The following is a 25,485-nucleotide window of genomic DNA, read 5'->3' as shown; positions in this document are numbered from 1 at the left end:
CTTGCTGCGGCGGGCTTAAATCCCGCTATCCAATCTGCGGATTATGCTGATTACATGGTAAGCAGGCAAAGCAAAAAGGCTTTGCAGTCCGCCTGATTACAGCGTCTGCAAAGCCTTTGCCGATATAGCCCGTTAGAGGGCCTTTCTCTGTTTGGATAAAGCCTCATTGAACTCCCGGATAATGCGATCGCCGCCTTCTTTTTTCCACCGCTCGACTTCGGCGCCGAATTCCTTCTCCGTCATCATCCCGATCATATAATGATAGGTCGCGTCCGTTATAATATCCTGCAGCCTTTCGCCGATATCGTTAAACGTCGCCGAATCGAGCGCGGCGGTCGGATCGTGGACAAGAATGCTTTCGTTATCCTTGACCAGCTTCTCCGACTTGAGCCGTACCGGCAGCGTCGAACCTGCCTCCAAAAAACCGGGAATGCTGCCTGGACCTCCCACTTGCATGGACAAATAAGGCCTGGACTCCTTGTTCAGCCGCTCGTAATCCGGCGATTGGACAACCTTTCCGTCTATCAGCTCGTAGTGCTCGCCGGGAATGCCCCAGTTAAGCATATTGGCCAGCTCCGGCTCCATCAGCTTATCGAAAAAAGCGAGCACTTCCATAAGCCGCTTATCGTCCGGAATCGCCGACTTCGGGAACAGCACGACCGCGCCGTAGCCCGGCGTCGACCAGACCCGCTCCCCTTCGGGGCCCGTTACCCGGTTATGCATGTCCAGCTTGGCATCCGGATTATTTTTCGTCAGCTTCGCGTGCAGGCTGACCACATCGCTAAGCGACCCGATGTAGACGCCGGCTTTTCCCTGAATGAACAGCTCCTGCTGGTCCGCTTTGCCCATGACGGGGAAATCCTCGTTAACCAGCCCCTCCTGATGAAGCTTCCGGACAAAATTCATCGCCGCAACATACTCGGGAAACATAAACTCGGGCTTCAGTTTGCCGCCCTCCTCTTCCCAGCCGTTGGGGACGCCAAAGTACGAGGCGATCGTCTTGAACGCTCCGTAGACGAGGTCGCTGCGGTCGGCAAGTCCGATCGTATCCTTGCGCCCGTTGCCGTCGGGATCGCCGTTCGTGAACCTCTCCAGCATCTCGTAGAGCTTGTCAAGCGAGCTCGGCGCGGACAGTCCGAGGCGTTCCGCCCAGTCGGCACGGTAAATAATGCCCTGACGCGATAACGGCCGCTCCTGGTATAACGAGTAAATGCGTCCGTCCACCGACGTATTGCGAAGCACCTCATCGCTGAGCCTGGCCAGATTGGGGAATTCGTCCAGGAGCGGCCCGATTTCCCAGAACTGCCCGTCGCGGATCGCTCCCCGAAACTGCATCAGCGAAGCGCTGTTCTTAAGAAATACCGCCTGCGGCAGCGTCTCGGTCGCCACTGCGGCGTTGACCCTCTCCTCATAGCTGCCGTCCGGCACCCACTGTATGTTAAGCTGCGTGCCCGTCGCTTCCTCCATTATTTTCTCGATCCGGTCGGAAGGCACTGTCGGGGTATGCAGGTTCGCGATGATCGAGATCGGAACGGTTTCCCCTTTGAGCTTCGTACGCGGAGCCGTACCGGTTTCCGGAGACGAGCAGGCGGCCGCCAGAAGCAGCATGGCGATAATCGGCACCAGCAGCGCGAACCGCTTTTTGTTTGTCATCGGCATATCCCTCCGCAAGCAATATTTGTAAGATACTTACAACTGCCCCTTAACCGTATTGTGCGCCCATCGTCTTTCCAGTAGAATGAAAGAATCATAAAGGGGAAAGGCTGATCCGTTTGAAAATGAATAGCCTTTACGCAAGGATGCTCTTGTTCGGCTGCCTCATCAGCATCGTTCCGCTTGCGGCGCTCGGTTATTTCTCGGCTGTGAAATCGTCGTCCTCCGTTCAAAGACATGTGAACGAGAGCAGCATCCAGATCATGAATCAGCTGAACGGCAATATGGAGCAGACGCTGCGAACCGTCGATTATACGCTGAATTACGTCATCAATACGAACCAGCTGCAGGAAGCGCTGTACCGCCCGATTACCTATAAGGATTTTCAGCTGTATAACCGCCTGAAAGAGGAGCTGAGCCTGCTTCAGTCTCCGGATACCCGCGTAACCGACGTTATCCTGGCCAATGCGGCTTCCGACTGGGTCATTAATAACCGGGGCCTGTACCGCTTTAATGAATACGCTTCCAAAGATGAGATTTTGACGTTAATGAACGAATCGGAAAAAAGCACGTTCTGGACCCTGCTCCCGTCGAATACGCTCGGCTCCAGCGATACGCAAAGCTACGGCTGCTCTTACACGGTTGCGCTGGTGAAAAAAATGCCTCTGCACACGTCCGAAAAACGCGGAGTAGCGATCGCTACGATGCCCAGCTGCAGCTTGTCCGCCATGCTGGAAGAGCCGAGCGCCGCTCGCGAGGTTATGCTGCTCGACGAGCAGTTCCGCATCATCGCCCATTCGGATCCGGGCAAAATCGGCACTTTCCTGAACGAGGGCGGTTATCTGGACGCCAAAGGATTGTCGCGCATGAACGGCCGGTCCGGCCAATTCAAGTACGAAGAAACCTCGATTACTTATGTGCGTTCGCCTTTTAACGGCTGGATTTACGCTTCGTTCACCGATCTGTCCGAATTTAACAAGGAAGCCAGGTCGATCGGCTGGTTCACTTTTTATATTTGCCTATTTATTATAGCAGTTACGATCGCGCTTGTCTGGCTTGGAAGCAGCAGGGTATATTCGCCAATCCGCTCGATCTTCCGGCAGATTGCCGGACGTCTGCCCGAAATTAACGCGCAGAACAAAACCGAGCTGCAAATTATCGACGAGCATATCCGCGGCCTGTTCGCTTCAAACGATAGCCTGAGACAGGAAATGAACCAGAACAGCCGGCAGGTGAGAACTTTTTTTCTGCATAAGCTGTTTCAGGGACAGCTCGGGGCTGGCGAGATCGAGGACAAAATGAAGCAGTTCGGCTATTCCGAGGCCGCGGCTTCTTGGGAGCGGATGGCGGTGCTGACGCTGCAGATCGATCAGCTCGGCGAAACGCGCTACGAACAGGAGGATCTCGACCTGCTTCTGTTCGCCGTTACGAATATTATTGAAGATATCGTTCCGCTGCCGAACCGGCTTCCCCCGGTCATTCTCGACCAGACGCAGGTCACACTGATCGGGAGCAGGCATGAGGAGGAAAGCGATTTTGTTAATGAGATCTACACGCTGACCGAAAGCATCCAAACCAGCATCAAGCAGTATCTGGATTTGCAGGCAAGCATCGGGATCAGCCTGCCCTTCCGCGGACTGAAGCATACGGGCCGGGCGTACCGCGAAGGGCTGGAGGCGCTAAAGCACCGGCTGAAGCTGGGCGAGGGGGTTATCATCCCCTACTCAAGCTTGAATGACGGGCATCATACGCGGGTGTATTTTTATCCGTCGCAGCTTCATAACGAGCTGATCGATGCGATCAAGCTGCCGGATGAGACCCGGGCGTTCGCCCTGCTTAAGGAATGGCTCAGCGAGGTATTGATGAAGGAACGTAGCCCGCGGGAGTACCAGATTTCCCTGGTCCGCCTGCTTAACGACCTGCTCACCGTGATGCAGGAAGCCGGCGTCCAGCTGGACAAGCTGAACGTGCGGGAAGCCTCCCCGTATGAGGAGCTGATGCAGCTGTACGTGGCCAAGGAAATCGAGGATTGGTTCAAAAACCGCATGATCAAACCTTTGATTAACGTGTTCAAAGAACGCCAGGAGTCGCAATACCATAACATTTCGGAGCAGATTATCGAAATTATCCACCGCGAGTTCGAGACGGCGGTTACGCTCGAGGATTGCGCGGCGCGGCTTCACTACAACGTCTTTTATCTGAGCAGCGTGTTTAAAAAGGAGACCGGCATGACCTTCAGCGACTACTTGTCGCAGTACCGGCTCAGCGTGGCGACCCGCTGGCTGACGGAAACCGATATGCCAATTAAGGAAATTGCGGAGCGGCTGGCTTTCACGAACTCCCAGAACTTCATCCGGGCTTTCCGCAAGCAGGAGGATATGACGCCTGGGCAATACCGGAGCAAGTACGCTCAGCAGAGCGATAAGCGGGAATAAGAATAGAAATGAATAAAACAGCGGCAGCCGTAGACGATAAAAAGGTCTACATTGCCGCTGTTTTATTGAAATAATGGGTCTGTTAGCGTTAATAAAATGTTTTAGCGTAGTTGGTTATTTTATCAGAGGTATTTATTACAATCGTTTTCTAAATCATTTATAATTTCCAACCAGGTCTTATAATCTTCCGACTCTTCCACTTCATTTTGAATGAACACCTGACCTTTCTATTATGAAAATAAAAAAAGCACTTGATCATTGATCAAATACTTTGCCCAGGCGTACGGCTATTATCTGTGTGCTCCCTCAACATGAAATGTCAGTTCTACAGCAAGCTGTTCCGCTAAACTCTGGTTAGTCAACGACTCATAAGATTAGTTATAATTTCGTTTGTAATTGGAATTTCAAGTTGCTCAAAAGCGTACAATATAGCTCCAATGACAGGTGGGAACTGTGAATCCATTATTTCAAAATATCTACCTGATTGTCCCTTTGAAAGCTTTTCTAGCCTAGATTGAAAGTATGGACTATTGACGACACTTCCAATGCAAGCTACCGATACCGGGGCCATAGAAAAGTTTCGACTAAGAATTTTTATGCCAACAATAATCTGATGAATGGCACGATTACAAACAAGTTGTGCCAACGCGCTTCCCTCCAAAGCCGCACTCGTGAGAGTAGGAGCAAATGAAGCGAATAATCGATTTCTTTCATGATCATCAGAGTGAAATCCAGTCAATCCCATTCGATTTAATTCATCCAGATCAGAAGTGCCCCAGTGCTTGAGCATAGCTTCTATAACCTTTTGGTCTGAATGATCAGTATGGCCCGCGAGAGTTTCATATACAGCGTCGTACGATAAAAAACGCGCAGCACTTGCCGCATAATGAAAGTAATCATAATTACGAATTGGTATGCCGGTTTCATCGATACCAAAAATGATTGAGCCTGTTCCCGAAATTACAACGATACCGGGCTTGGCCATAAGCGCGCCATAATGAGCTACGACTGCGTCGTTTACATGCCAACGAGGACACGAAAATTCCGTTAAGTCAGTGAGATCCTGAACCCAGTTTAAATCCTCGGCAGCATCAAAGCCTGCTATACCTGCTGCAACTCCACAAACATCAGTGAATGAACAACCAGCCTCTTCAAGTGCCAATTTTATAGCCATGTGAACATTATCTTTAGCCGCCTGATCTTTATAAAGTGAGGCAGCTTTTGGATATACATAATAAGCCAGAAGTTTCCCCATTGTGTTCGAAACTGCTACGCGAGTATTTGATCCGCCACCATCAATACCAATGACTAGGTTTTTGTTCCGCACCCTTTACTCCTCCCTTTCCTCAAAAAAATGTTCCTATTGATCAATGTGTTTAATATTTAATTTTAGCTTACAAAGGAGGGCCCAAATACCCCTAAAATTAGTAGAATAATCATATCTATTTTTGCAAAGGAATCACATTTCCGTTTCACCGAGCGAAGGCTGCCATATCTCCTTTATTTGTCCAAGTTATCGTCTCGGTCCCTCAGTTTCAGTTTTTGGATATGAGCCTCTAAGTTGGATTCAACAATAGACTGTAGCAGCTTTTATTAAGCTATCGTTATCCGTTTAACGGTCTGACCCTTATCCGATACAGATCTTACTAAAAAAGTTGTTTCGTTAAAATCAATCTGATAGGCATCATCATCCTGCTCGTCAAATTGTCTCGGCTGCTTCCAAAATATCGCTGTATAGCCGACGATGGTAATACATTCCAAACTGCAGCCCGCGTTCAATGTGGAGCCGGTTCGGCCCTTCGTAACATTTAGCGGCTAATTCATAAATTTCATTTGCATGAGTTATATCCAATGTTTCATGGTCTGTAAAATGGACAAGAGAATTTGGACTGCTGCTGAATTGTGCCGCTGCATAGCGTCCGACAATCGGAGAGACTCTCGCGACGATTTCTTCTATGATCCCCAAAGCGCTCAGCCCCTCGGGATAAGGATAATGCAGACACAAGTCGGTAACTGCACGATTATAGGCGATGACCGGGATGATTGGTTCCGAGGTTGTGATTTCCTCCTGTGCAATCCCTATTCCAAGCAGAAATTGTTTATACGTTTCCACATGAACGTAAGCCGGATTCATTTTCCCATGCTCTTCGAACAGATTTTCGACCAAGGGCATGCGCAGAGAGTAATCGGGAATATTGGTTAGGAGAGCAGAAATGAATCGAGGAAAATGGTCGACGACGTGATAAATCTGCAATGCCGCAAATTTGACCTGGGCAGAAGTGAACTTGTTTTCTTTAATTCTTAACATCAAAGGGTGAAGTTCAAACGGATGTTCTTGAAACATATGCTCAATAACCTTTTTTAGTTCGAGAAAAGTACTCATCTGTAACTATCAGCCTCCAAAGTTGTATTTCCATCTATACGAGGGTAAGCTCCCTATAATCAAAAGTTAAATCCGCCGGGTTTAGACCATAAGTATAAATCGTTGAAGAAAGCTGAAGTTTAAAGGGAGTCTTCCAAGCCGTGGCTTCCGATTCGGATAAACCCATAAAGACAAAGGTAAAGTTCAGTGGTGTATGGCGCGTAACGAAAGATAGAAAATCCCTCCGGTAATCGCCAGCCTTTGAAGCGTAATATGACAGATAACCGTGCCGAAAAATTTCACCTTTGGCCGGTAGCGGAGGGCAGCCTTTCCATGCACATAACGGATTCATAAGCAATCGATAGATCGGAAGCGTTTTGGCGGCAACCAGCTTGCGTGACTTCGTTTGATCGACAATCTTGCATACCGCGATTATCTCTCTTCCCTCTCGTATGCCTAGAAAATAGCCGTTAACCGCGCAAAAACGTTCGTAGTCAGCGGGGGCAAAATTGATGCCTCGCACCGTTTGGCTATATTCGTTCCATGCTTCGTCCGCCGTCAATCTTACCACTTGGCCTTGTGGAGAGTTTGGTCTTAAAGGGATAAACATCGGAATCCCGACATGCACCATTTTCCCCAACAGTGATACCGGAGGCAGCAGGCTCGTTTCTTTCGTCAATATCCTGGTGTTTCGGTTGCTGTCAAGTAACGTGACAAACACCCACTCCGTTTTCTCCCGGTAAATATGATAAACATGGTGCACTAGACGATAGTAGGCGATGGTGCTGAAATAATCCGGATGCAGCCTCAAATCATGCAAATAATAAACGTTTTGAGCAGAATCGCGAATAAATCTTGTTTGTCTGCTCACAGCTATGCAACCGATTAGCTTTTCTTCCCGCAGTAATCCGTAAGTTACAGTGTCCCCCATCTCCGAGGACAACGCAAAAAAGTCCGGCGCACGATCCACCCGAAATAAATCGCTGCCCGTACCCCCCGTATTTGTCAAGTTTAACAAATCCTGATTGTTTCTTTGATCCAAAACTTCAACAATATAACTCATTGTACTTCCCCCACGGTAATGTTCCGGTACATCATTGATCGTTCCTGCTCCAGGCAGCGGGCCGATAGAGCACCATCGATGTCATACCGGCTCATGATGAATTCCGGTAGAGGAGGGGCAGACAGCATATTTCGGTATAACAAGACCGCTTTCGGCGATTTGGCCTGCAGAACGCCCTTACATATCGCTTCACAGTCAGCGGCTCCCGCCCAGTCGAATACGTTGGAGAAATAAAAGGCGTCGATACGCTTCACATCCTGCAGGAAAGGTTGTAGGGGCTTGGCGACAATCACAAGTTTGTGTAAATTACGCTTCACCGTATCGTAACCTTCCCTGGTCAGGTAATAGGGCATTCCCTCAGGCCGGTCGTATATATAAGAAGAAAACAATAGCTGCGATAAAAAATAATTGCTGCCCATCGGCTTTGTGCGCACTTCTTTTTCAAATTGGCCTGCAAAAAAAGCGCCGAAATCGTTTTCTTCCGTATGTGTAAACATAAAAGCCGGAAAAAAAAGAAGATGAGTAGTCTTGCTCAGCAAAATATGAGCCGCTGTCTTCCATGCATCCGTCGTAAAATGCTTATCAAATAATGCATTCTGCTCATCTAAACTAGTGCAGGAAAACAAATCGTTCCAAACCTGATCCGGTACCGCATGATTGCGGATATTAGCGCCGACGAAGCGGTAAAACCGTTCCGTTACTCCGCATTGATTGATACCAGCATCGATCTCCTGTGGATGACGATCCCAGTAATCCTTGGCGTATGTCGGCAGTTGCCCGCGTATTTGCTTGAACATGAGCTGCCTGTCAGCATGTTGTTTTTCACCTATAAAGGCAAGATACTCTTCGCGGTTCAGCACCATCATAGCGGCCTTTTTTAACTCGACCAACGAGCATTGGGCAGGATTGAGATCTACGCTATACACAACGTCCACGGTATCATTCAGCAGGGAAAAAGAAGTGCAGCCGCCGGATGCGATTGATACAATTCTGAGTGGTTTCAATAAAGCAGATACCGTTCGTTCTACCGCATTGTCCTCCCGAATCTGGGAAAAATACAAATCAAGCATGAGCCGTCCTCTCCTTAAAACACTGCAGCATGATTCGCTTATATGTTTTCCACTGTTGAAGCTTCTTCAGCCCATCCTCAAAATCTTGAAGATGACGATGCCGATCTTCTTCATTTCCCAGCCAGCTAATTAACAGCATCTGGCTGTCGCCTTGTTCCAAATGAACTCCTCTCGAATGAAGCCAATTCATCACATCCTCGTAACCTTTGGAAACTTTGTATAACGTTTGATCGGAATGTGTGCTGAGAACCGTTTCATCGATACGCCCGATATGCGAAATGCGTTCAGCGTATATTTTCGCGATATAAACGGCCTTTTGCGGAATGTGGTCTTCCTTAACACGCGGAACAGTGATCCGCCAGAAAAGCGTTTTGAAAAAAAGAAATACTTCCGGGTTTTGGACTTCAGCCATAAGGTGAAAAACCCGGTTCCTGTATTTGGTGGTAAGACAGTTATAAAATTGAAGGAATAAGAACATAAATGCATACCCGCGCGAAAATAAAGGCCCGAGATAAATAAACGCATCACCGTTCACTTCAAATTGCTCGATAAATTGAAACGCCGCCAGGCCCTGACCGTCTTCGGCTAAAATGACAGAATGATACCTTTTTATTCGTGTATTTATATAATTCTTGGATGCCGGCTGAACTCGTTGTACCAGCATCAGCATTTCTTTTCGCCTCTGTTCAGACAGGTCAGGCAGTCGTTGCTCCATTACAAAGCGCAAATCTCTGCTGCCCTTCCACAGATCCAGCCCAGGTAGCTCGTTATTATTCAATGTCATCCCTCTCCCAGTTAATTATCAGCAAAGCTTCCTTATCAAAAATTTAAATCATTTGACTGAGTTAAACGAGTACTATCTTCTTCTAGTACCTGCTTTAATGCTTCAAAAATTTAGCGGGGCCATACCTTAAAAATATTGATTGCCTGAAACCGTTTCTCATGGTAGTATGTGTAAAATTAAAGGGAGGGCATCTAGGGATCCGATCCTGCGAGGGAGGCGAACCGATCGATGCCAGCTAAGGCACATAAGCCTGAGCCACACCGTAAGGAATAAAAGGCCAACGGACAAGTTCCGCCTGCTAGGGGCGAGACTGTCCGAGGTCTTTTTTGTATCCGCCCTAGCCGTACAAAAATAAAAAAGGGGGTTCGCATGTGTCATCCATCCGCGTCGAGCAATTAGGCAAAGCATTTCGCATTAAAAAAAAGCAGGAGGGCTTTGCCGGCAGCTTCAAATCGCTGCTGAAGCCTCTTTATGAAGACAAAACGGCCGTTGACGGCATTACGTTCTCGGCCCGGCAAGGCGAAACGGTCGCATTCCTTGGCCCGAACGGCGCTGGTAAATCGACGACGATCAAAATGCTCACCGGCATTCTCCATCCGACCATCGGCTTCGCCGAAGTGCTCGGCTGCTGCCCCTGGACGGAGCGGACGAAGCTGTCGTACCGGATCGGTTCCGTTTTCGGGCAAAAATCGCAGCTGTGGTACCATTTGCCGCCGATCGATACGTTCGAGCTGATGAGCCGTATTTACGAGCTGCGCCGCAGTGATTACTTGCAAAGGCGCGACGAAATGATTGAACGGTTCGAGCTCGCGCCCTATATGAACACGCCGGTGCGAAAGCTGTCTCTTGGCGAGCGCATGCGCTGCGAAATTGCGGCCTCCCTTCTGCATCGCCCCCAGGTGCTGTTTCTCGATGAGCCGACGATCGGATTGGATGTCGTCGTCAAGCAGCGTATCCGGCGGCTGATCCACGAGTTGAACGAACAGGAAGGCACGACGGTATTCCTTACCTCGCATGACGCCGGAGACATCGAGCAGTTGTGCGAGCGGGCCATCGTCATCAATTACGGGCGTATCGTATTCGACGACCGCGTCGAATTGATGAAGCTGCGGTATATGACACACAAGACGATCCGGCTTGTCGTTGCGGACGATCCCGGCGACATGGACATTCCCGGAGCGACGGTTGTCGAACGCAGCGAGACGAAAGTGGTGCTTTCCGTCGATACTTCGCTCACGACGATTGAAGCGGCGCTGACGAACGTGATGTCCAGCCGGCGGATCATAGACGTCACCATCGAAGATCCGCCGATGGAGGAAATCATTACGCGCATGTACGGCGATTTTGGAGAGGAGGACTGCTCGTCATGACCACCCTCGGAAAAATGGCAAAATACGCGTTTATCGGTAAAATAACGCTCAGAAACCAATTGGCCTATATCATTGATTTTCTTATCCGCTCCCTGTTCCTGCTGCTTATCCTGTATATATTTCTGCAGCTTTGGCAGGCGACGTTTCATGGCGAAGGGGACGCCTCCCTTATCGCCGGCTACAGTTTCAACCAAATAATGTGGTATCTGGTTATTACCGAAGCGATAACCCTTGCCTGTCCCAGCCTCTGCACCCGGATCGAGGAGGAAGTAAAAAACGGCGACGTCGGCTACCGTCTCGTTCGCCCGATTCATTTCGTCGTCTTTCATTACGTCGAGTATATGAGCGAGGCAGCCGTCCGTTTCGGCGTCAATGCCGTGCTGGGCGGTACGCTCGGGCTGCTGATCATCGGCCCGCCGGAGCTGAGCGCCGGCTTTCTGTGGCTGCCGCTTGCCGCGGCATTCGGCTTAACCGTCAATTTTATGTTGAACATGACGCTGGCGCTTTGCGCGTTCTGGGTAGAGGAGACGCGGGGAATCGAGTTCGTCTACAACAAGTTTTTGTTCACGATCGGCGGCATGCTGATGCCTCTGGAGCTGTTCCCCGATGCGCTGCAAGCGGTCGGTCGCTGGCTTCCGCTGCAGGCAGTCCTGTACATACCCGCCAAAACCGCAGTGGCGTTCGATGCATCCAGACTTGCCGGCATGCTGGCCGTGCAGGTGCTATGGATTGCCGTCATCGGATTGGCTGTTGCCTGGATCTACCGGAGAGGAGTGAAAAAACTGAATGTCAACGGAGGATAGAACAAACTCGGCAAGCTATTATTCCATCACTGAGCATGACCAGCCAGGCAAGCTGCGCCGTCAGCTGTCATTCGTTCTGCGCAGCTGGACGCTGAACCTTGCGGGAGCGATGGAGTTCCGGCTCAGCTTCCTGCTTACCGCCGGGATGATGATGATTAACAATATCGTCTGGATCGTATTCTGGGGGCTTTACTTCAACCGGTTCCAAGTGCTGAACGGCTGGGAGCTGCATGACGTCATGATGCTTTGGGCGGTGTCGGCAGGCGGCTTTGGCCTGATGGCAACCTTCTTCGGCAACGCGTCGCGAATCGCGAATATAATCGCAACGGGCCAGCTTGACGTGTACTTGGCCCAGCCAAAGCCGGTGCTTCTGCATGTGCTGATCAGCCGAATGTCCGTCAGCGCCATCGGCGATGTGCTGTTCGCGCTGCTCGTATTCGCCATATTCGGCGACAAATCGGCTGCGGGCATCGCCAAATTCGGACTGGCGATGGCCATTGCCGCCGTCATTTTCATCTTTTTTTCCGTTATCGTCAATTGCCTGGCGTTCTGGGTCGGGAACACGGAGGGCCTCAGCATACAGCTGTTCAATGCGCTCCTGACGTTTACGACGTATCCGACCAGCATATTCAAAAGCTGGGGCAAGCTTGTATTGTTCGCCGTCATCCCCGCGGGCTTCATCAGCTACTTGCCGATCGGACTTCTTCGCGAAATCAATCTTCCTTTTCTGATCGGTGCGCTGGCCGTTTCTGCGCTGTTCGTCGCCTGCGGAACGCTGCTGTTCTATAGAGGGCTGAAGCGATACACATCCGGCAATATGATGACACTGCGCCGATGATACAACTCTTTCAGTACGAATTCTGCTTCATTCAGGGGTAACGGAGGCCTATCGTAATCGGCTCGGCTGCTCCCCGCTCCTCCGCAGTCAGCTTGATTTCATACTGCGAACGCGGAGCAGCGCGATGAAAATGATTGCAAATGCAGCCAAAGCCAGCATCGGGATCGTGATAAAGCCGAACCAATTCAAATAGTCGCCCTGGCAAGGAACCGGCCCGCAGGCGGCGATCGCCGAGTCTTTGGGCAGCTTTTGCAAAATTGTGTGGTACAGCGAAAAGCAGCCTCCAACGACGACAAGCGGCAGCACATATACCGTGATTCCCGTGTCTACCTTCGCATAAGCTATGCCGAGCAGCAGCGCAAGCGGGTACATAAATATCCTCTGAAACCAGCATAAGCTGCAAGGGATAAAATGCATCACCTCGCTCAAATACAAGCTTCCTGCCGTAGCCATAACCGCTGTCGCCCAAGCGGCGAACAGCCAGAACGAACGTTTTTTCTCCAGCGTATCCAAACGACTCTCTCCTTTTTCACCGTTTCCTCCTATTGTCACCCGTATTGCCAGGTCTGGCATGACTCGAAAGGGCTATCGGCTGTGAAAAAAGTGAGATTAGTACTATTGCAGCTGCAAGCCGCGTCAGAAGGAGCCGCCGCAGGCCAGCCGGTTCCAGCCTTCGATTTCGGGGACGGAGCCGTCTTCCTGGCCGGACGGCGTAATGATGCAAATATACCCGGGCTTTGCTCCATAGGCGAAGGAGAGAATGGCCTCGACCTCCAGCGGCTTCCCGTCCACCTCGATCGTCAGGTCCGCATGGCCTGTGCAGTAACAGCCATCGTCGAATTCGGCCTTGACATGATCATAGGATAGCAGCTTAAAGCCCTTTTCCTCATGCAGCTTACGCATATCCGAGGTCCAGACCTCCTCTTCGATCGATCCGCCATAGAGCTTGGCCGCCCGCTCATAACCCTGCTGCTGGACGGCATTAAGGAAGGCCTCCGTTTTGCGCTCGGCAGCGCCTCCATTCCACATCAAAGTAACGCGGTAAATGATAAATACGGCTAACCATAAACCAACGAAAGCACACACTATATTAAGTGAAAGCCTCCTTCTTCGCATCTCGGTGACCGCCCTTTCCGCTCACGGCAATTAGTCCGGTGCTGCTGCTGACAAAGCAGACCTTCGTTCAACAGGCTGCGTCTCTTATATCCGCAACATTAATTGACCATAATATTCCATATAGCAGTTATGACGTTAGTCTTGTCCATCATGTTGCAAACCACTCCCTTGGAAGCGAAAAAATGTTAAAATAACAATGGTCCATACCATTAACAGTTAAAACATTGCTCTTATGAAATAATCTTTATCCAATGAGAAAGGCGGACAAGCGATGATACATGCGTTTGCGATCAAGCCCGTTGCGTATACGGCGTTCGGCAACGAGGCGGAGCAGCTTGAGAAATGCAAGGAATGGGGGCTTCTTTCCGAGAAAGCTGTCAAAACCAAAACCTTCTACTACAAAGGCAACGGCATGAATGTGCCCTGCGCCATCATAGGATTTGCCGATAAAATGACGGCCGTCATCCAGTTCGATAACGGGGAACTGCACTGCATCCATCCCTCATTTCTAAAGGAAATGCAGGCGGCCAGCTACGGTGCGAAGGCTGCCGCTGCAGCGGTAGCGGAGGAGACTGCTGCTCCCGAATCTACGGTCGAATCTGCTGAAGCTCAGGTGAAAGAAACGGTTGAAAAGTTGCAGGTGGAGCCGGGTTCGGCGGAGGAAGTTAAGTCGGAAGACAGTACTGCTGAAGAGGCTGCATCGAAGACGCCGGCAGCTCTGGAGGAAGCATCGGTTGAAGCGCCGGCTGAGAAGCCGAAGAAAGGCAAGGGCAAGAAGGAGAAGCTGCAGCTGCCGGAGGAGAAGGTCAAAATGACGGCAACGGTTCAGGAATTTACGACCGTGCCGAACAACTTCTCCGACAACGACGACGAGGTTATCATCTATGAGGCCGTGTCTATTCTTGAACCTGCGCTTGAGCTCGGCGTTGCCTGGTCCAGCCACAGCGCCACCCTCAAGAAGCTGGAGCTTGCGATCGGAGATACGATTACGTTCGACGCGAAGGTTGTGGCCAAAAAGCTGACGAAGCACCCTGTCCCGTACAAAATCAACAATCCGGCCAAAATTCAAAAGGGCTGATCGCCGCGCGGTTTGTACGGCGGCATAGTGAAACTCGACGCTGCTCGGCTCTCTGCTGCAGATTATGCAGCAGATTGGCTGAACCTCGATGCTGATTACCGTTCTACTGCATTTTATGCAGCAGGTTAGCTCATTCTCGATGAAAATTGCCGTTCTGCCGCACTTTGTGCAGCAAGTTAACTAATTCCCGACGCCGAGCTCGATTCCGCTGCAGTATCTGCACCAGAATCGAGCCAAACTAACTAGTTTCGAAGGCGGGAGGCGGCTTCTACTGCAAAAGTGCAGCACAGCTCGGCCGCCTCCCGCTCATGTCAGGTTTCTGATGCAGTTTCTGCCGCAGACGCAGACGCCGCAGACGCCACATGCCGGGAGAAGCGCAGGCGCTGTAGAGTAGCTACTTCTCGTAGCTGATTGCTGTTCTGTGCTGCAGCTGCTTCTCGATGATGATTGCCATTCTGCTGCACTTTGTGCAGCAGGTTAACTAATTCCCGACGCCGAGCTCGATTCCGCTGCAGTATCTGCACCAGAATCGAGCCAAACTAACTAGTTTCGAAGATGGGAGGCTGCTTCTGCTGCAAAAGTGCAGCACAGCTCAGCCTCCTCCCGTTCATGTCAGGTTTCTGATGCAGTTTCTGCAGCAGACGCCGTATCCGCCACATTTGTAGACGAGAATAAGCTTATATTCCGTCCTCTCCCAGCAGCTCCCTAAGCCGATTGGCCTCCTCCACCGGAATCTCGTAGCCTTGCGTCGTATCAAATAGCGGTACAAGCAAGCCTGATTGATTCCTGTCTGTCCCTAACGAAAGATGGAAATCCCGTTTGGTTAAATCATGAAAAGTTACCGTCATCAAATACTCCGCTACGTAATTGAGCATACCGGGCATTTTTTCCGCCCGATGAACCGCCTGCCGAAACCGCTCAACCGCTGAGGAATCCGCAAACTTGCGATTTTCGCATGGCTTTTTCCCGAAATTCGGCTGGCAGGTCAAAGTAATCGACTCAATCTCCTTCGTCAGCCACTCTTCCTGCTTCTCCATACTCATCCGCAAGCCTTCCACCGCACGCGCCACACGTTCGTCCCTATCGGAGACATCGGTAACATAGAAATGCAATATATTCGCGACGAAATAAAGGTCGTACGAAGTAACATCCGCCGCTGCCGTCTGCCGCTCAAAATCCTTGATTCCCTTCGCTGGCCCCCTGCTGCTTTCGTAAACATAAATGCTGAGCAGCTGACTCCCGCCTACTAAATAGGTGTCCGGCTTGACTCCGTTCAACTCTTTTTTGAATACACTGTCCGGATGCAACTCTTTCGCCTCCGACAGCTCGAAGCCGGATCGGCTGAACGCATCCAGCACCTGTGCCGCCGTAAGTGTCTTACCGGCTCCTCCGACAGAGCATCCCGCGACCATCGCGATAAAACAAATGAATGCCAGCACTATATTTAATCGCCTCAAACCGCTACCCCCTTTCCCTAACTGACGAGCAGCGACGGCATTAGGTTACGGCTTGCCGGCTGCAGGTTCTACAAAAGATAGAACTACTGCGACATGCCAAACCAGGGGTATGATGAAGAACAGATACGCAAGCTGACTTGAACCGGAAAAAGGGGAGCTGGATATGAATAGGATGCTGTTTTACGGGGCGGTTGCGGTGAGCAGCTATTTTGCGGGATTGCTGGCTTATTTGGGTTATTTGTCCCTCGTCTACAACCAAGGGATCGGCAGCGAAGGGACAAAGCTTCTAATATGGACGGTACCTCCGTACCTGTTCATCATTTTGCCTGTCTACACGCTGCTGTTCCGCCGAGAGCGTACGGCCTTATGGCTGCGGGTCTTGCTGCTCTTCGGACTGAGCGCCGCGGCGGCGGCGTCCGTTCCTTTTATGATGGGATTCGGATGGTGGCGACTGCAGGATCTCTTCTCGCCCGAGCTCGGGCTGTTCATGCTGCTGTTCGCCAGCTCGGCTCTCGTATTCTCCATTGGGGCTTTCATCGCTGCGAAAAAGCGCGGCTATTTGGCATTCCTGCTATGCTCGGCCCTCATCGCATTCGCTGCTGTTCAGATGCTGGCGGCCGAAGCGGAGAAAAGCAGACCCGTCCTTCACCTGATTCCGCAGAGCTTTCACGGTACGGTGCAAATCCATTACGGCATGCCGGGTTTACCGCCGATTCCCAAGGAAAATGGCTATGAAGTCATCCGGATTCCGGCCAGCGGCATTTATAAAACCTCAAGCGACAGGCCTGAAAGAGGCATCCGCCATATTTTGACGGACGGGCAAGGCAAGCAGGTTCTCGTCATTCAGATCCCCGGCGAGACAGGAAAGCTGGGCAGCGAACCGGGCGTGACGATTAGCGAATACGAGGTTCCTTGAGCTCAAGGCATCATAGACACATCATTCACCAGCTTAATCCACAGCCAAAAAAATACGAACGGAATGCAGCAAGCCAGCACGATCACTACTACGGCCGCTTTCGTTTTCAGGTTCTTCTTCATGTCTAATGCCCCCAGGAATGGGATCGCTCGCCGATAAACTGCACGATTCCCACAGCGATTAACAGCACGGTCATACAAATCAATCCGTATCCCGCCCATCTTAATAATTGATGATCCCGCACACCGGGATTTGCCTTCGAACGCTTAACGAGCCGCCAACCTGCTACAATCATCATTATGACTATAAACGCGAACGGTACGTATTCGGCCATAAACGATCTCCTCTCCGGTTCCGTTACCTTATTAGACGCCGGCGGGAGGAAACTAGTTGCGGGATTGGCGGGAAAATGGAAAAAGACCGCCTCCCGGCGGCTCAAAAGCCACCGAAAAACAGCCTATTCCCGAAGCCCGCCAAGCGGACTTGCTCTTTTATTCCTGCGGAACCGCGTTAGCATCCATGTGCATGACTTCCCAAAGGTGACCGTCCGGATCCTGGAAGCTTGCGACATACATGAAGCCGTGGTCGACCGGATCGTTCGACGGCGAGCCGCCTGCCGCCAAAGCTTTGCCGACAATCTCTTCCACCTGCTCCCTGCTATCAGCGGAAATGGCCAGAATGACTTCGGTCGATCTCGTGGCATCTGCAATTTCCTTCTTAATAAACGTCGTAAAATAACTCTCCACCAGCAGCATCGCGTAAATATTGTCCCCGATGACCAAGCAAGCCGCGTTATCGTCCGTGAAGTTAGAATTGAACTCAAATCCGACTTGAGTGAAAAATTCCATCGTTCTTTTCAAATCTTTGACCGGCAAATTCACAAAAATATTCCCAGCTTTAAACGCCATAACCTAGGATCACCTCATCGTTTATTTATGGTTTCTATTAACTTAACCGTATAGTATCATGAACATACTAGAGAGATTTCTTTTTATTTGCTAGATCTGCCAATCGGGAGGATGGCGGCGCATGCCCTTTTCATTCGTCTCCGGGGATTACCCGGAAGGTCCCGGCTGCTATTTGATGAAAGCGGCGTCCGGGCGCATCTTATACATCGGCAAAGCGAAAAACCTGCGGAACAGGCTCCGCTCCTATTTTACGCAAAATCATGCCCACAGCAGAATCCGGGAGCTCGTAGCGGAAATAGCGGCCATCGAGGTCGTCCTTGTCAACAATGAACCGGAAAGCCTCCTGCTCGAGAACAATCTGATCAAAATCCACAAACCGCCCTATAACCGCGCTCTCAAAAGAGACAACAGCGGATATGCCTACCTGCAGCTTACTTCGGAGCGTTACCCCCGTCTGGACGTCTGCTACCGGAATCGCAGCCGCAAAGCCGCGGGCGCCGAACGTGACAGCCTGCAGCGGCTGGGGCCATTCAAAAGTGCGGGTTTTCGCGACGCCCTGCTGGAATTCGTCAACGCACATTACGGGTTGCGAACATGCGCGACGATGCCGAAGCAGGTTTGCTTGCTGTACCATATCGGAAGATGCAGCGGCATCTGCGAAGGCAAAATTTCGGAGGCCGAGTATTCGGAGCGTGTCCGGCAGGCTGCCGAGCTCCTCGCCGGCGGAGGGCATGGACTGATCGAAACGCTGTACGCGAAAATGGAGGAATACGCCTCCCGCCTGCAGTTCGAGAAAGCGCAGCAGATGCTGCACAGCATCCGGAATTTGGAGCGAATCTCCGACAAACAGATCGTAGACCGGGAATCCGTCACCGATCAGGACGTGCTTTATTTCGGTCCGTCCCATGTGCTAGTCGCCAAAGTGCAGGAGGGCATGCTGACGAATTTGGAGTGGTTGGAGCTCGAAGAGCAGAAGGACGGCAGCTCCAGCGACCGGTTTCTGTTACGCCGTTATGCCGGGGATCGGCCGGACGAGCTGATAGTGAATACGATAGGCGACTTAAAGCAGGTGCGTTCGGCCTTGAGCCGACGGGGAAGCACGCCGCTCAAAATCACGTTGCCCAAACGCGGGCTCAAATACGATTTACTTCAGCTCTGCAAAAGCAATTATGAGTACCGGATCGGGCAATTGGTCAAATTGTAATCATATTGACATATTAGCTTCATCATTCTTTAATATTGGCGGTCTATACTAAGCCTTGACCCCCTTTTTAATTATATAAATACCTTTAGGCCTGCAGCCCGTTGCTGCGGGTCTCTTTTTTTGCGAGAGAAAAATCCGGCTTTACGAACCGCCTTCCCTACGCGCCTCATCGCCCGCTTCCGTATACATCGCCGCTATTTCCAGAGCGGTCTCCCTGACGGCCGCCGCAAGCCGCGCCGGTTCAAGAACGAGCATGCCGGTATGGAACCTGAGCAAAAAGCCGATCAGCCATGTCCCGTCCGGGAAAACGGCTTTGATCATGAGTGTGCCGTCCGCCAGCCGTTCCATCTCTTCCCGGTCAAAATGCTCGGCCGCCGCCTGCTCCGCTTCCTTCGCAAAGCGCAGCACAAGCCGGACCGTGTTCTCCTCTTCGGACTTCCCCCCTGGCTCCTCCATTCCCGACGCCCCCCCATCCGATAGTTCCTGTTATGTCTTCATCATAAGCGGCGTTCGCTGACAACAGTGTGTCAGTGTCGGTTGGGCTTTAATGTGTTATCCTTTTACGTGAGGTGAACTATACATGGCTACAATTGAAGACTTTTCAAAGCTGGATATACGTGTTGGGACGATTAGGAAAGCGGAGTTTTTTGCAAAAGCAAGAGTTCCCGCTATTAAGCTTGAAATTGATTTCGGGGAGATCGGAATAAAGAAATCGAGTGCACAAATTACCCGAAGATACGAAGCGGAAGAGCTTTTAGGCAAACAAATTATTGCCATCGTTAACTTTCCCCCGAGACGCGTTGCGGGGTTTGATTCGGAAGTTTTGATACTTGGAGGAGTGCCCGGGGAGGGAGATGTCGTTCTTCTAAAGCCGGATATGGATCTGCCTAATGGAACCCCGATCAAATAAGCAGGTTAACGGGACAAACTGTCTTAAGCTAACGAACCTCGGAATCTCTATTTCGGCGATTTGGCTAACTTTTCAATTCTAACGAACTGTGTTGTCGTTATTCGGGCGTAAATCCGCCGATGAGCCCTGATTTTCGAGCAATAGCGTTTCCCCGGTTCGTAAAAAATCAAATTCGTTCGATTTGAGACAAATAACGATTATGAAGTTCGTTACCTCTAAATCCGAGTTCGTTACCTCTAGACTCACAACCGAGTGAGCTTAATCAACCAAACCGCCGCTGCTCCAAATAAAAAAGGGCATGCCCCCATGCCCTTTCCAAGATCACGTCCCGCAAAACGTCCGGTAAGGTACGTTCGACGACTCGGGAGGAGCGGCATATTCCGCCTGCTCCGGGGAGTGCGCGTACGGATTCGCCAGCGCGGCTAGCAGCCTCTGCATGACGCTGTAGTCTCCGTCATTCACCGCGGCAGCCAGCGCCTCCTCGACCCGGTGATTGCGCGGAATAATAGCAGGATTGCTGTCCCGCATCAGCTGCTGCGAGGCGGATTTGGACTCCTCCTGCCGCTCCAGCCTCGCCTGCCACCGTTCACGCCACTCCGCAAATTCCTTGCTGCAGGATAACCCCGAATCCTCCATCCGGACAAAGGTTAGCGCGACGAAGGTATTGGTGAAGTCCGCACCGTTTTGCTGCATGATGTCCAGCAAATCCTTTACAAGGGCTTCATCCTCCGACTCCTCGTTAAAAATGCCCAGCTTGGCCCTCATTCCGGCCATCCAATATTCGTGAAACAAACCGGTAAAATCCGAAAGAGCCTCCTCGGCCAATACGACAGACTGCTCCTCGTCCTCGTGCAGCAGCGGAAGAAGGGTTTCCGCAAACCTCGCGAGATTCCACACGGCGATCCGCGGCTGGTTGCCATAGGCGTAACGGCCGTGAGTATCGATGGAGCTGAACACCGTAGCCGGGTCAAAAGCATCCATAAAGGCGCAAGGTCCGTAATCGATCGTTTCCCCGCTAATCGCCATATTGTCGGTATTCATGACTCCATGAATGAAACCGACCAGCTGCCACTTCGCAATCAGCGAAGCCTGGCGCTTGATAACCGCCTGCAGGAAGGATAAATAACGGTTTCCATCCCCGTCGATTTCCGGATAATGCCGCTGCAGCGTATAATCGGCCAATTCCCGAAGCTCCTCTATAGAGCCCCGGCCGGCGGCGTATTGAAAGGTGCCGACGCGCACATGGCTGGCAGCTACGCGTGTCAGAACCGCACCCGGCTGCATCGCTTCACGGATGATGGACTCGCCGGTCGCGGTCACAGCCAGGCTGCGGGTAGTCGGTATGCCAAGCCCATTCATGGCTTCACTTATAATGTATTCACGCAGCATCGGCCCAACCGCCGCACGGCCGTCGCCTCCGCGGGAGTACGGCGTTCTGCCCGAGCCCTTCAGCTGAATATCGAACCGCTCGCCCTGAGGAGTAATTTGTTCCCCCAGAAGCAAAGCCCGGCCGTCTCCCAGCATATTAAGATGTCCGAACTGATGCCCCGCATAAGCCTGCGCCAGCGGCAAAGCCCCTTCCGGAATCCTGTTGCCCGCAAACACGGCCTCGCCTTCTTCGCTTTGCAGCGCTTCGGCTTTCAATCCTAAAGCAGCCGCGAGCGGCTCATTAAACATGATCAGCTTCGGCGAGCGGACAGGTGCCGGAGCCTGTCTTGTAAAAAACATTTCCGGCAGCCGGGCATAGCTGTTGTCGAAGCTCCATCCCGCTTCTATTTTGGCGTTATGTTCTGTCATTGTATCTCCTTATAATAGGCAAAATCCAGTTTTTGGCCTTGTTATTGTTTACTTCTTCCAATTTATTATACACCTTTCGCAAAGGAATGACGCAAACAAAAAGGCAAAAAGGCACAGTCCCCTATCCAAGGGAAACTGTACCTTCATTAATTTTACACTAGACTTTTCGTATACCAATGACCGGGAATGACATCCTTCTCAAGCTCCAGAAGCTCGTCAATAATTTGATCGGCATCGGCGATCGACTGAACGAGAGGGTCCGTCAGCATGGCCCTTCTTAGCTTCTCGCGGCTGCCCTCTACAACGGCTTCGGCCGTCAGTTCATGGGTATCCAGCACGAGCTCCTGCATGCCCCGGATTCCGCGAGGCATCTCGCCAACCGGGAACGGCTTCACCCCGTCCATCGTGACTTCGCACAGCAGCTCCAGGAAGGCATCGTCGTTCATATTCGTAACGGCGCCTTCGTTCAAGGTATTAATGTAAAACGGCTTGCCTAAGCCCGCAACCATATTCTCAATAATATCCGTCGCATGATCCGGACCGAAGGAAGTCATATAGGACTCGATCGGCGTTTCGCCGCTCAGGAAGCTGTCGACCTGCCGCCACATTTCGTCATGGCGTTTATACCGCTCTTCCGTCTCCCAGATGGACAGCGGCGGAATCGAATCCTTCAGCTTGCCGAGCCCCTGCCAGTAAGGGACATACTCCTTCGTATGAGCAGTACAGGTTGGGACATATCCGAAAATATCGTACAATTGATAGCTGATCGCATCGTTAAAGAGGGCTTTGGCTCCCGTGTCGCCCCCTACCGTCTCCGTCTCCGCCGCCCGCTTCATCGACTCGGCAATCGAAGGCAGTACATCCTTTCCTTCATACTCCGCCTTTAGCAGCCAGGTAAAATGATTGACTCCGGCAATGCGGATATCGAATTTGCGGTCGATCTCCTCGGTATATTCCCGTTTATTCTTAATGATCCCCGCCCGCTCGGCGTAGATGATTTTTTTATGCGGCATATGATGCGAATCGCACAGAGCGAAGCTCTTGAGCTGAGGAGCGAAACGCTTTAAAGCAATCCCGTGCACGGACGACGGGTTAATATAGTTAATGACCCACGCATCCGGACAAAGCTCTTCGATATCCTTGGCGCATTCCATAATGACAGGCAGCTCCCGCATCGCGCGGAAGATCCCGCCCGGCCCGATCGTATCGCCGGAGCACATTCTGATCCCGTATTTCTCGGAAACCGCGCAGTCGATTCCTCTGTATTTGACCGTATTATCGGCAAAGCTCAGGACGACGAAGTCCGCACCTTGAAGCACCTGCTTCCGGTCTACCGATCCCTCGATTTTCAAATCCACTTTAGCCGATTCGGCGACCATTTTGGCAAGCCTCACCAGCTTGTTCAAGCGCGCCTCATCGGTATCCACCAAAGCCAGCGTGCCTTTGTTCAAATGCTCGGAATGAACCATTTGCCAGATGGCCTGACGGCCAAAAAATAAGCTTCCCGCTCCCAATACGACTACCTTCGGCTTTTGACTCACTATGTTCATCTCCTCCAATCGCTGCTTTCGTTATTCATTATAGGACAATGGCAGGAAAGCGAAATGGCAGAGAGTAATCATCACATGTCATTTAGTAAGGTGTCCGGAACGCAGCCGGATCCTTATGCTATAATGGGCGTGTAAACCGATGTCGAAAAGTATGGAGTTGACTCCTCTTGCCTAATTTAACGATTTTCAACGAGCTTTCCGAACATGTCAGCCTGCGCATCAATTCCTGCAGAGTGATCGCCCATCCCGGCGGCTATGCGGAGAGCAAGCAGCATAAGGATTACGACTTGTGGTACCTATACGAAGGACAGATTGCTATACGCATTCAAGATCAGGTGCACATCGCTTCCGCAGGGGACCTGGTCCTTTTTAGCCCGAAGGTGGCCTATACCGCTGCAACCCTGGGTGCCGGCTGCAAATTTATTTACATCCACTTTGATTTTGGACTTGGGAATCATCTTAGAATTTTGGACAATTATCCGTTGTCGGGCGTTATTCCAAACCCGCTTGTCCGGGAGGAAATCGGCCTTTTCCTGGAAGCCTATGACCAATATGAGGACGGCGCACGGATGTCGGGCATCCGGTTTAAGGGAGGGCTCATGATCCTGATCGCCAAGATCGTGGAATGTTACGGGCAAGGGGACTATCGCGGGGGATTTACACCCAATGAGTCTGAGACGAAGCAGACCGGAAATCTGCAGACGCTGCAGCCGGTGTTCGATTTTATCCACGATCGCCTGCATCAGCCTCTCCGCATTGGAGAGCTTGCCGCGTTAGTCGGGATGTCGGAAAAATATTTTATCTATTATTTTAAAAAATCCTTAGGCGTCACTCCGGGCGTGTACATTTATCAGCTGAAAATGAACCGGGCCCGGGAACTGTTGTACAGCGGGCAGCACACGATTCAGCAAATCGCGGGCATGCTCGGATACCCCGATCCGTACAGCTTCTCGAAGGCGTTCAAAAAATATTACAAGGTTCCGCCTTCCCAGTTCGTCTAGCCACCTCGGAGCTTAAGGGACGGGAAGTCTCATTTTGGAGAGATGATACCTGGCTTTGGATAGCAAATACGATTTATACTCTTCGCACAGACATGAGTCATACATATTCAAATAGTAATTCACCCAGCATTCGTGCCATACATTTCGAATAGTTGTCATCGCTATCACGCTTCCCTTCCCAAGAGTAAAGATCTCCGGCTGGTTACGCTTTCACATGTACCTATATGATTCGAATGTATTTGCAAATTTAAGTCAGTTATTGCAGACCGGCTTGCAATTCGGCTTACAATAAGATTACGATCCGCAAAATCAAATATGCCGCGGGAACAAGCAAAAGCTGCGCCGCGACCGTTCCCAGCAGTCTGGACGCCATGAGCAGGCCGAACACTTTATTAAGAGCTGCCTTATCCTTTTCGCCCCTGAGCACCTTGTCCGTCAGCAGGCCGATCCGGGGATCGATGAGCAGCGCCAGCAGAATCGTCGCCATGCCGTTGATAAGCCCGGAGGATTGCGAGGCCGTAATCGCATGTGTCTCGGTTAACGAGGCAGCAAGCAAGGCCGCAAGTACGCCGATCGTGTAGATTGCCGTCACGAGCACATTGAGAAGCACAAGACGTTTCGGAATGCCCCCGATTCTCAGCCTCTTCAGCATATGGATCCGGGGAAGGCGGAGATGCGTACGTGAATGCCTGATTTTTTTGAATGTGACCGACGTTCGGAACATCTCGGGAATCGAGCCCGCTTCCTCCAGATGGGCGATCACTCTACCGGCAAGCTGCACCGCGGACGGCAATACCAGCATCGCGGCCATCGTCCCCAAAGTCGCGGAGAAAATAATAAGACGAAGCTGATCGACAAGCGCAAACTCCATAGAGCTTTTGGCCGTATCGATCAGCTTGCCCGCGAGCGGCGCCTGCACCATATTCGCTGTCCGCGATACAAGAAGGATCATGCCGGTCAACGACAGGGCGACCGCCAGCCTCCCTGCCCGCACGCCCGCGATCCGCAGGGAGTAAGTGATCGTCTCGGCAAAATGAATCACAAACGTCAGGCAGCAAGCCAGCATAATCTTCTCCAGCATAGCGTCACCTCTTCTTTAATGGGATAAGCGGTTCTTAACTCCATTAAATAGGAAAAAACGCTGCGCAAAAAGAGAAGGTTTAGTCAAGG

General features: G+C 51.3%; 24 protein-coding genes. 9 read left to right on the top strand and 15 right to left on the bottom strand.

Annotation, left to right across the window (positions count from 1 at the left end):
- Positions 1-132: 132 nt before the first annotated feature.
- Positions 133-1,653 (bottom strand): extracellular solute-binding protein, encoded by a 1,521-nt coding sequence (locus tag KP806_RS18885; protein ID WP_224725298.1) that lies wholly within the window; start codon positions 1,651-1,653, stop codon positions 133-135.
- Between the two features lie 125 nt (positions 1,654-1,778).
- Here KP806_RS18885 and KP806_RS18880 point away from each other — a divergent pair, with 125 nt between their 5' ends.
- Positions 1,779-4,088 (top strand): AraC family transcriptional regulator, encoded by a 2,310-nt coding sequence (locus tag KP806_RS18880; RefSeq protein ID WP_224725297.1) that lies wholly within the window; start codon positions 1,779-1,781, stop codon positions 4,086-4,088.
- 358 nt (positions 4,089-4,446) lie between these two features.
- On the opposite strand, the gene KP806_RS18875 is transcribed toward KP806_RS18880, so the two are convergent.
- The 5 genes from KP806_RS18875 to KP806_RS18855 form a co-directional block, all read right to left on the bottom strand.
- The gene (locus KP806_RS18875) at positions 4,447-5,415 is read right to left on the bottom strand and encodes a BadF/BadG/BcrA/BcrD ATPase family protein (RefSeq protein WP_224725296.1); all 969 of its coding nucleotides are present in this window, start codon (positions 5,413-5,415) and stop codon (positions 4,447-4,449) included.
- 372 nt (positions 5,416-5,787) lie between these two features.
- The gene (locus KP806_RS18870) at positions 5,788-6,471 is read right to left on the bottom strand and encodes a TenA family transcriptional regulator (protein ID WP_224725295.1); all 684 of its coding nucleotides are present in this window, start codon (positions 6,469-6,471) and stop codon (positions 5,788-5,790) included.
- Between the two features lie 34 nt (positions 6,472-6,505).
- Entirely contained in the window at positions 6,506-7,513 is a 1,008-nt protein-coding gene (locus KP806_RS18865) for a hypothetical protein (RefSeq protein WP_224725294.1), read from the bottom strand.
- Positions 7,510-8,583, bottom strand: coding sequence for a DUF3419 family protein (locus tag KP806_RS18860; protein ID WP_224725293.1), 1,074 nt, complete (start codon positions 8,581-8,583; stop codon positions 7,510-7,512). The genes KP806_RS18865 and KP806_RS18860 overlap by 4 nt, the downstream gene beginning before the upstream one ends.
- Positions 8,576-9,361, bottom strand: coding sequence for a hypothetical protein (locus KP806_RS18855; RefSeq protein ID WP_224725292.1), 786 nt, complete (start codon positions 9,359-9,361; stop codon positions 8,576-8,578). Before KP806_RS18855 ends, KP806_RS18860 begins: the two co-directional genes overlap by 8 nt.
- 377 nt (positions 9,362-9,738) lie before the next feature.
- Between KP806_RS18855 and KP806_RS18850 the strand changes: the two genes are divergently transcribed.
- The 3 genes from KP806_RS18850 to KP806_RS18840 are packed head-to-tail and all read left to right on the top strand — an operon-like array spanning position 9,739 to position 12,378.
- Complete coding sequence (locus tag KP806_RS18850; RefSeq protein ID WP_224725291.1) at positions 9,739-10,737, top strand: ABC transporter ATP-binding protein; 999 nt, start codon at positions 9,739-9,741, stop codon at positions 10,735-10,737.
- Entirely contained in the window at positions 10,734-11,540 is an 807-nt protein-coding gene (locus tag KP806_RS18845; RefSeq protein WP_224725290.1) for an ABC transporter permease, read from the top strand. The genes KP806_RS18850 and KP806_RS18845 overlap by 4 nt, the downstream gene beginning before the upstream one ends.
- Positions 11,524-12,378: an ABC transporter permease gene (locus KP806_RS18840; protein ID WP_224725289.1), complete on the top strand. Its 855-nt coding sequence runs from the start codon at positions 11,524-11,526 to the stop codon at positions 12,376-12,378. The genes KP806_RS18845 and KP806_RS18840 overlap by 17 nt, the downstream gene beginning before the upstream one ends.
- Positions 12,379-12,465: 87 nt before the next feature.
- Here the strand turns inward: KP806_RS18840 and KP806_RS18835 are convergent, their stop codons facing one another.
- Positions 12,466-12,891, bottom strand: coding sequence for a disulfide oxidoreductase (locus tag KP806_RS18835; RefSeq protein WP_224725288.1), 426 nt, complete (start codon positions 12,889-12,891; stop codon positions 12,466-12,468).
- A gap of 123 nt (positions 12,892-13,014) precedes the next feature.
- Positions 13,015-13,494: a hypothetical protein gene (locus KP806_RS18830; protein ID WP_224725287.1), complete on the bottom strand. Its 480-nt coding sequence runs from the start codon at positions 13,492-13,494 to the stop codon at positions 13,015-13,017.
- A gap of 271 nt (positions 13,495-13,765) precedes the next feature.
- Between KP806_RS18830 and KP806_RS18825 the strand changes: the two genes are divergently transcribed.
- Complete coding sequence (locus tag KP806_RS18825) at positions 13,766-14,572, top strand: hypothetical protein (protein WP_224725286.1); 807 nt, start codon at positions 13,766-13,768, stop codon at positions 14,570-14,572.
- Between the two features lie 677 nt (positions 14,573-15,249).
- On the opposite strand, the gene KP806_RS18820 is transcribed toward KP806_RS18825, so the two are convergent.
- Positions 15,250-16,029: a hypothetical protein gene (locus tag KP806_RS18820; protein WP_224725285.1), complete on the bottom strand. Its 780-nt coding sequence runs from the start codon at positions 16,027-16,029 to the stop codon at positions 15,250-15,252.
- Between the two features lie 163 nt (positions 16,030-16,192).
- On the opposite strand from KP806_RS18820, the gene KP806_RS18815 reads away from it, so the two are divergent.
- On the top strand, positions 16,193-16,945 hold the full coding sequence (locus KP806_RS18815) for a DUF6843 domain-containing protein (protein ID WP_224725284.1): 753 nt from the start codon (positions 16,193-16,195) through the stop codon (positions 16,943-16,945).
- A gap of 124 nt (positions 16,946-17,069) precedes the next feature.
- Here the strand turns inward: KP806_RS18815 and KP806_RS18810 are convergent, their stop codons facing one another.
- Positions 17,070-17,279, bottom strand: coding sequence for a hypothetical protein (locus KP806_RS18810; protein ID WP_224725283.1), 210 nt, complete (start codon positions 17,277-17,279; stop codon positions 17,070-17,072).
- Between the two features lie 157 nt (positions 17,280-17,436).
- Positions 17,437-17,853, bottom strand: a complete 417-nt coding sequence (locus tag KP806_RS18805; protein WP_224725282.1) for a VOC family protein — start codon at positions 17,851-17,853, stop codon at positions 17,437-17,439.
- 121 nt (positions 17,854-17,974) lie between these two features.
- Between KP806_RS18805 and KP806_RS18800 the strand changes: the two genes are divergently transcribed.
- Positions 17,975-19,057, top strand: a complete 1,083-nt coding sequence (locus tag KP806_RS18800) for a GIY-YIG nuclease family protein (protein WP_224725281.1) — start codon at positions 17,975-17,977, stop codon at positions 19,055-19,057.
- A gap of 141 nt (positions 19,058-19,198) precedes the next feature.
- On the opposite strand, the gene KP806_RS18795 is transcribed toward KP806_RS18800, so the two are convergent.
- A complete protein-coding gene (locus KP806_RS18795; RefSeq protein WP_224725280.1) occupies positions 19,199-19,513 on the bottom strand; it encodes a WCX domain-containing protein in 315 nt (104 codons plus the stop codon).
- A gap of 124 nt (positions 19,514-19,637) precedes the next feature.
- Between KP806_RS18795 and csaA the strand changes: the two genes are divergently transcribed.
- Positions 19,638-19,967 (top strand): chaperone CsaA, encoded by a 330-nt coding sequence (csaA, locus tag KP806_RS18790; RefSeq protein ID WP_224725279.1) that lies wholly within the window; start codon positions 19,638-19,640, stop codon positions 19,965-19,967.
- A 321-nt stretch (positions 19,968-20,288) separates the two neighbouring features.
- On the opposite strand, the gene KP806_RS18785 is transcribed toward csaA, so the two are convergent.
- Together KP806_RS18785 and KP806_RS18780 are read right to left on the bottom strand one after the other, a co-directional pair.
- Entirely contained in the window at positions 20,289-21,764 is a 1,476-nt protein-coding gene (locus KP806_RS18785; protein WP_224725278.1) for a protein adenylyltransferase SelO, read from the bottom strand.
- Positions 21,765-21,916: 152 nt separating this feature from the next.
- Complete coding sequence (locus KP806_RS18780) at positions 21,917-23,314, bottom strand: family 4 glycosyl hydrolase (RefSeq protein ID WP_224725277.1); 1,398 nt, start codon at positions 23,312-23,314, stop codon at positions 21,917-21,919.
- Between the two features lie 167 nt (positions 23,315-23,481).
- On the opposite strand from KP806_RS18780, the gene KP806_RS18775 reads away from it, so the two are divergent.
- Positions 23,482-24,315, top strand: a complete 834-nt coding sequence (locus tag KP806_RS18775) for an AraC family transcriptional regulator (RefSeq protein ID WP_224725276.1) — start codon at positions 23,482-23,484, stop codon at positions 24,313-24,315.
- 283 nt (positions 24,316-24,598) lie between these two features.
- Here KP806_RS18775 and KP806_RS18770 read toward each other — a convergent pair whose 3' ends face one another.
- Positions 24,599-25,396 carry a lipid II flippase Amj family protein gene (locus tag KP806_RS18770; RefSeq protein WP_224725275.1) on the bottom strand — a complete coding sequence of 266 codons (798 nt, stop codon included), beginning with the start codon at positions 25,394-25,396 and terminating at the stop codon, positions 24,599-24,601.
- Positions 25,397-25,485: the final 89 nt, after the last annotated feature.

It is taken from the genome of Paenibacillus vietnamensis, assembly GCF_020169515.1.
In the GTDB taxonomy this organism is placed as follows: Bacteria; Bacillota; Bacilli; order Paenibacillales; family Paenibacillaceae; genus Pristimantibacillus; species Pristimantibacillus vietnamensis.
This window is presented reverse-complemented; position numbering and strand designations above follow the sequence as displayed.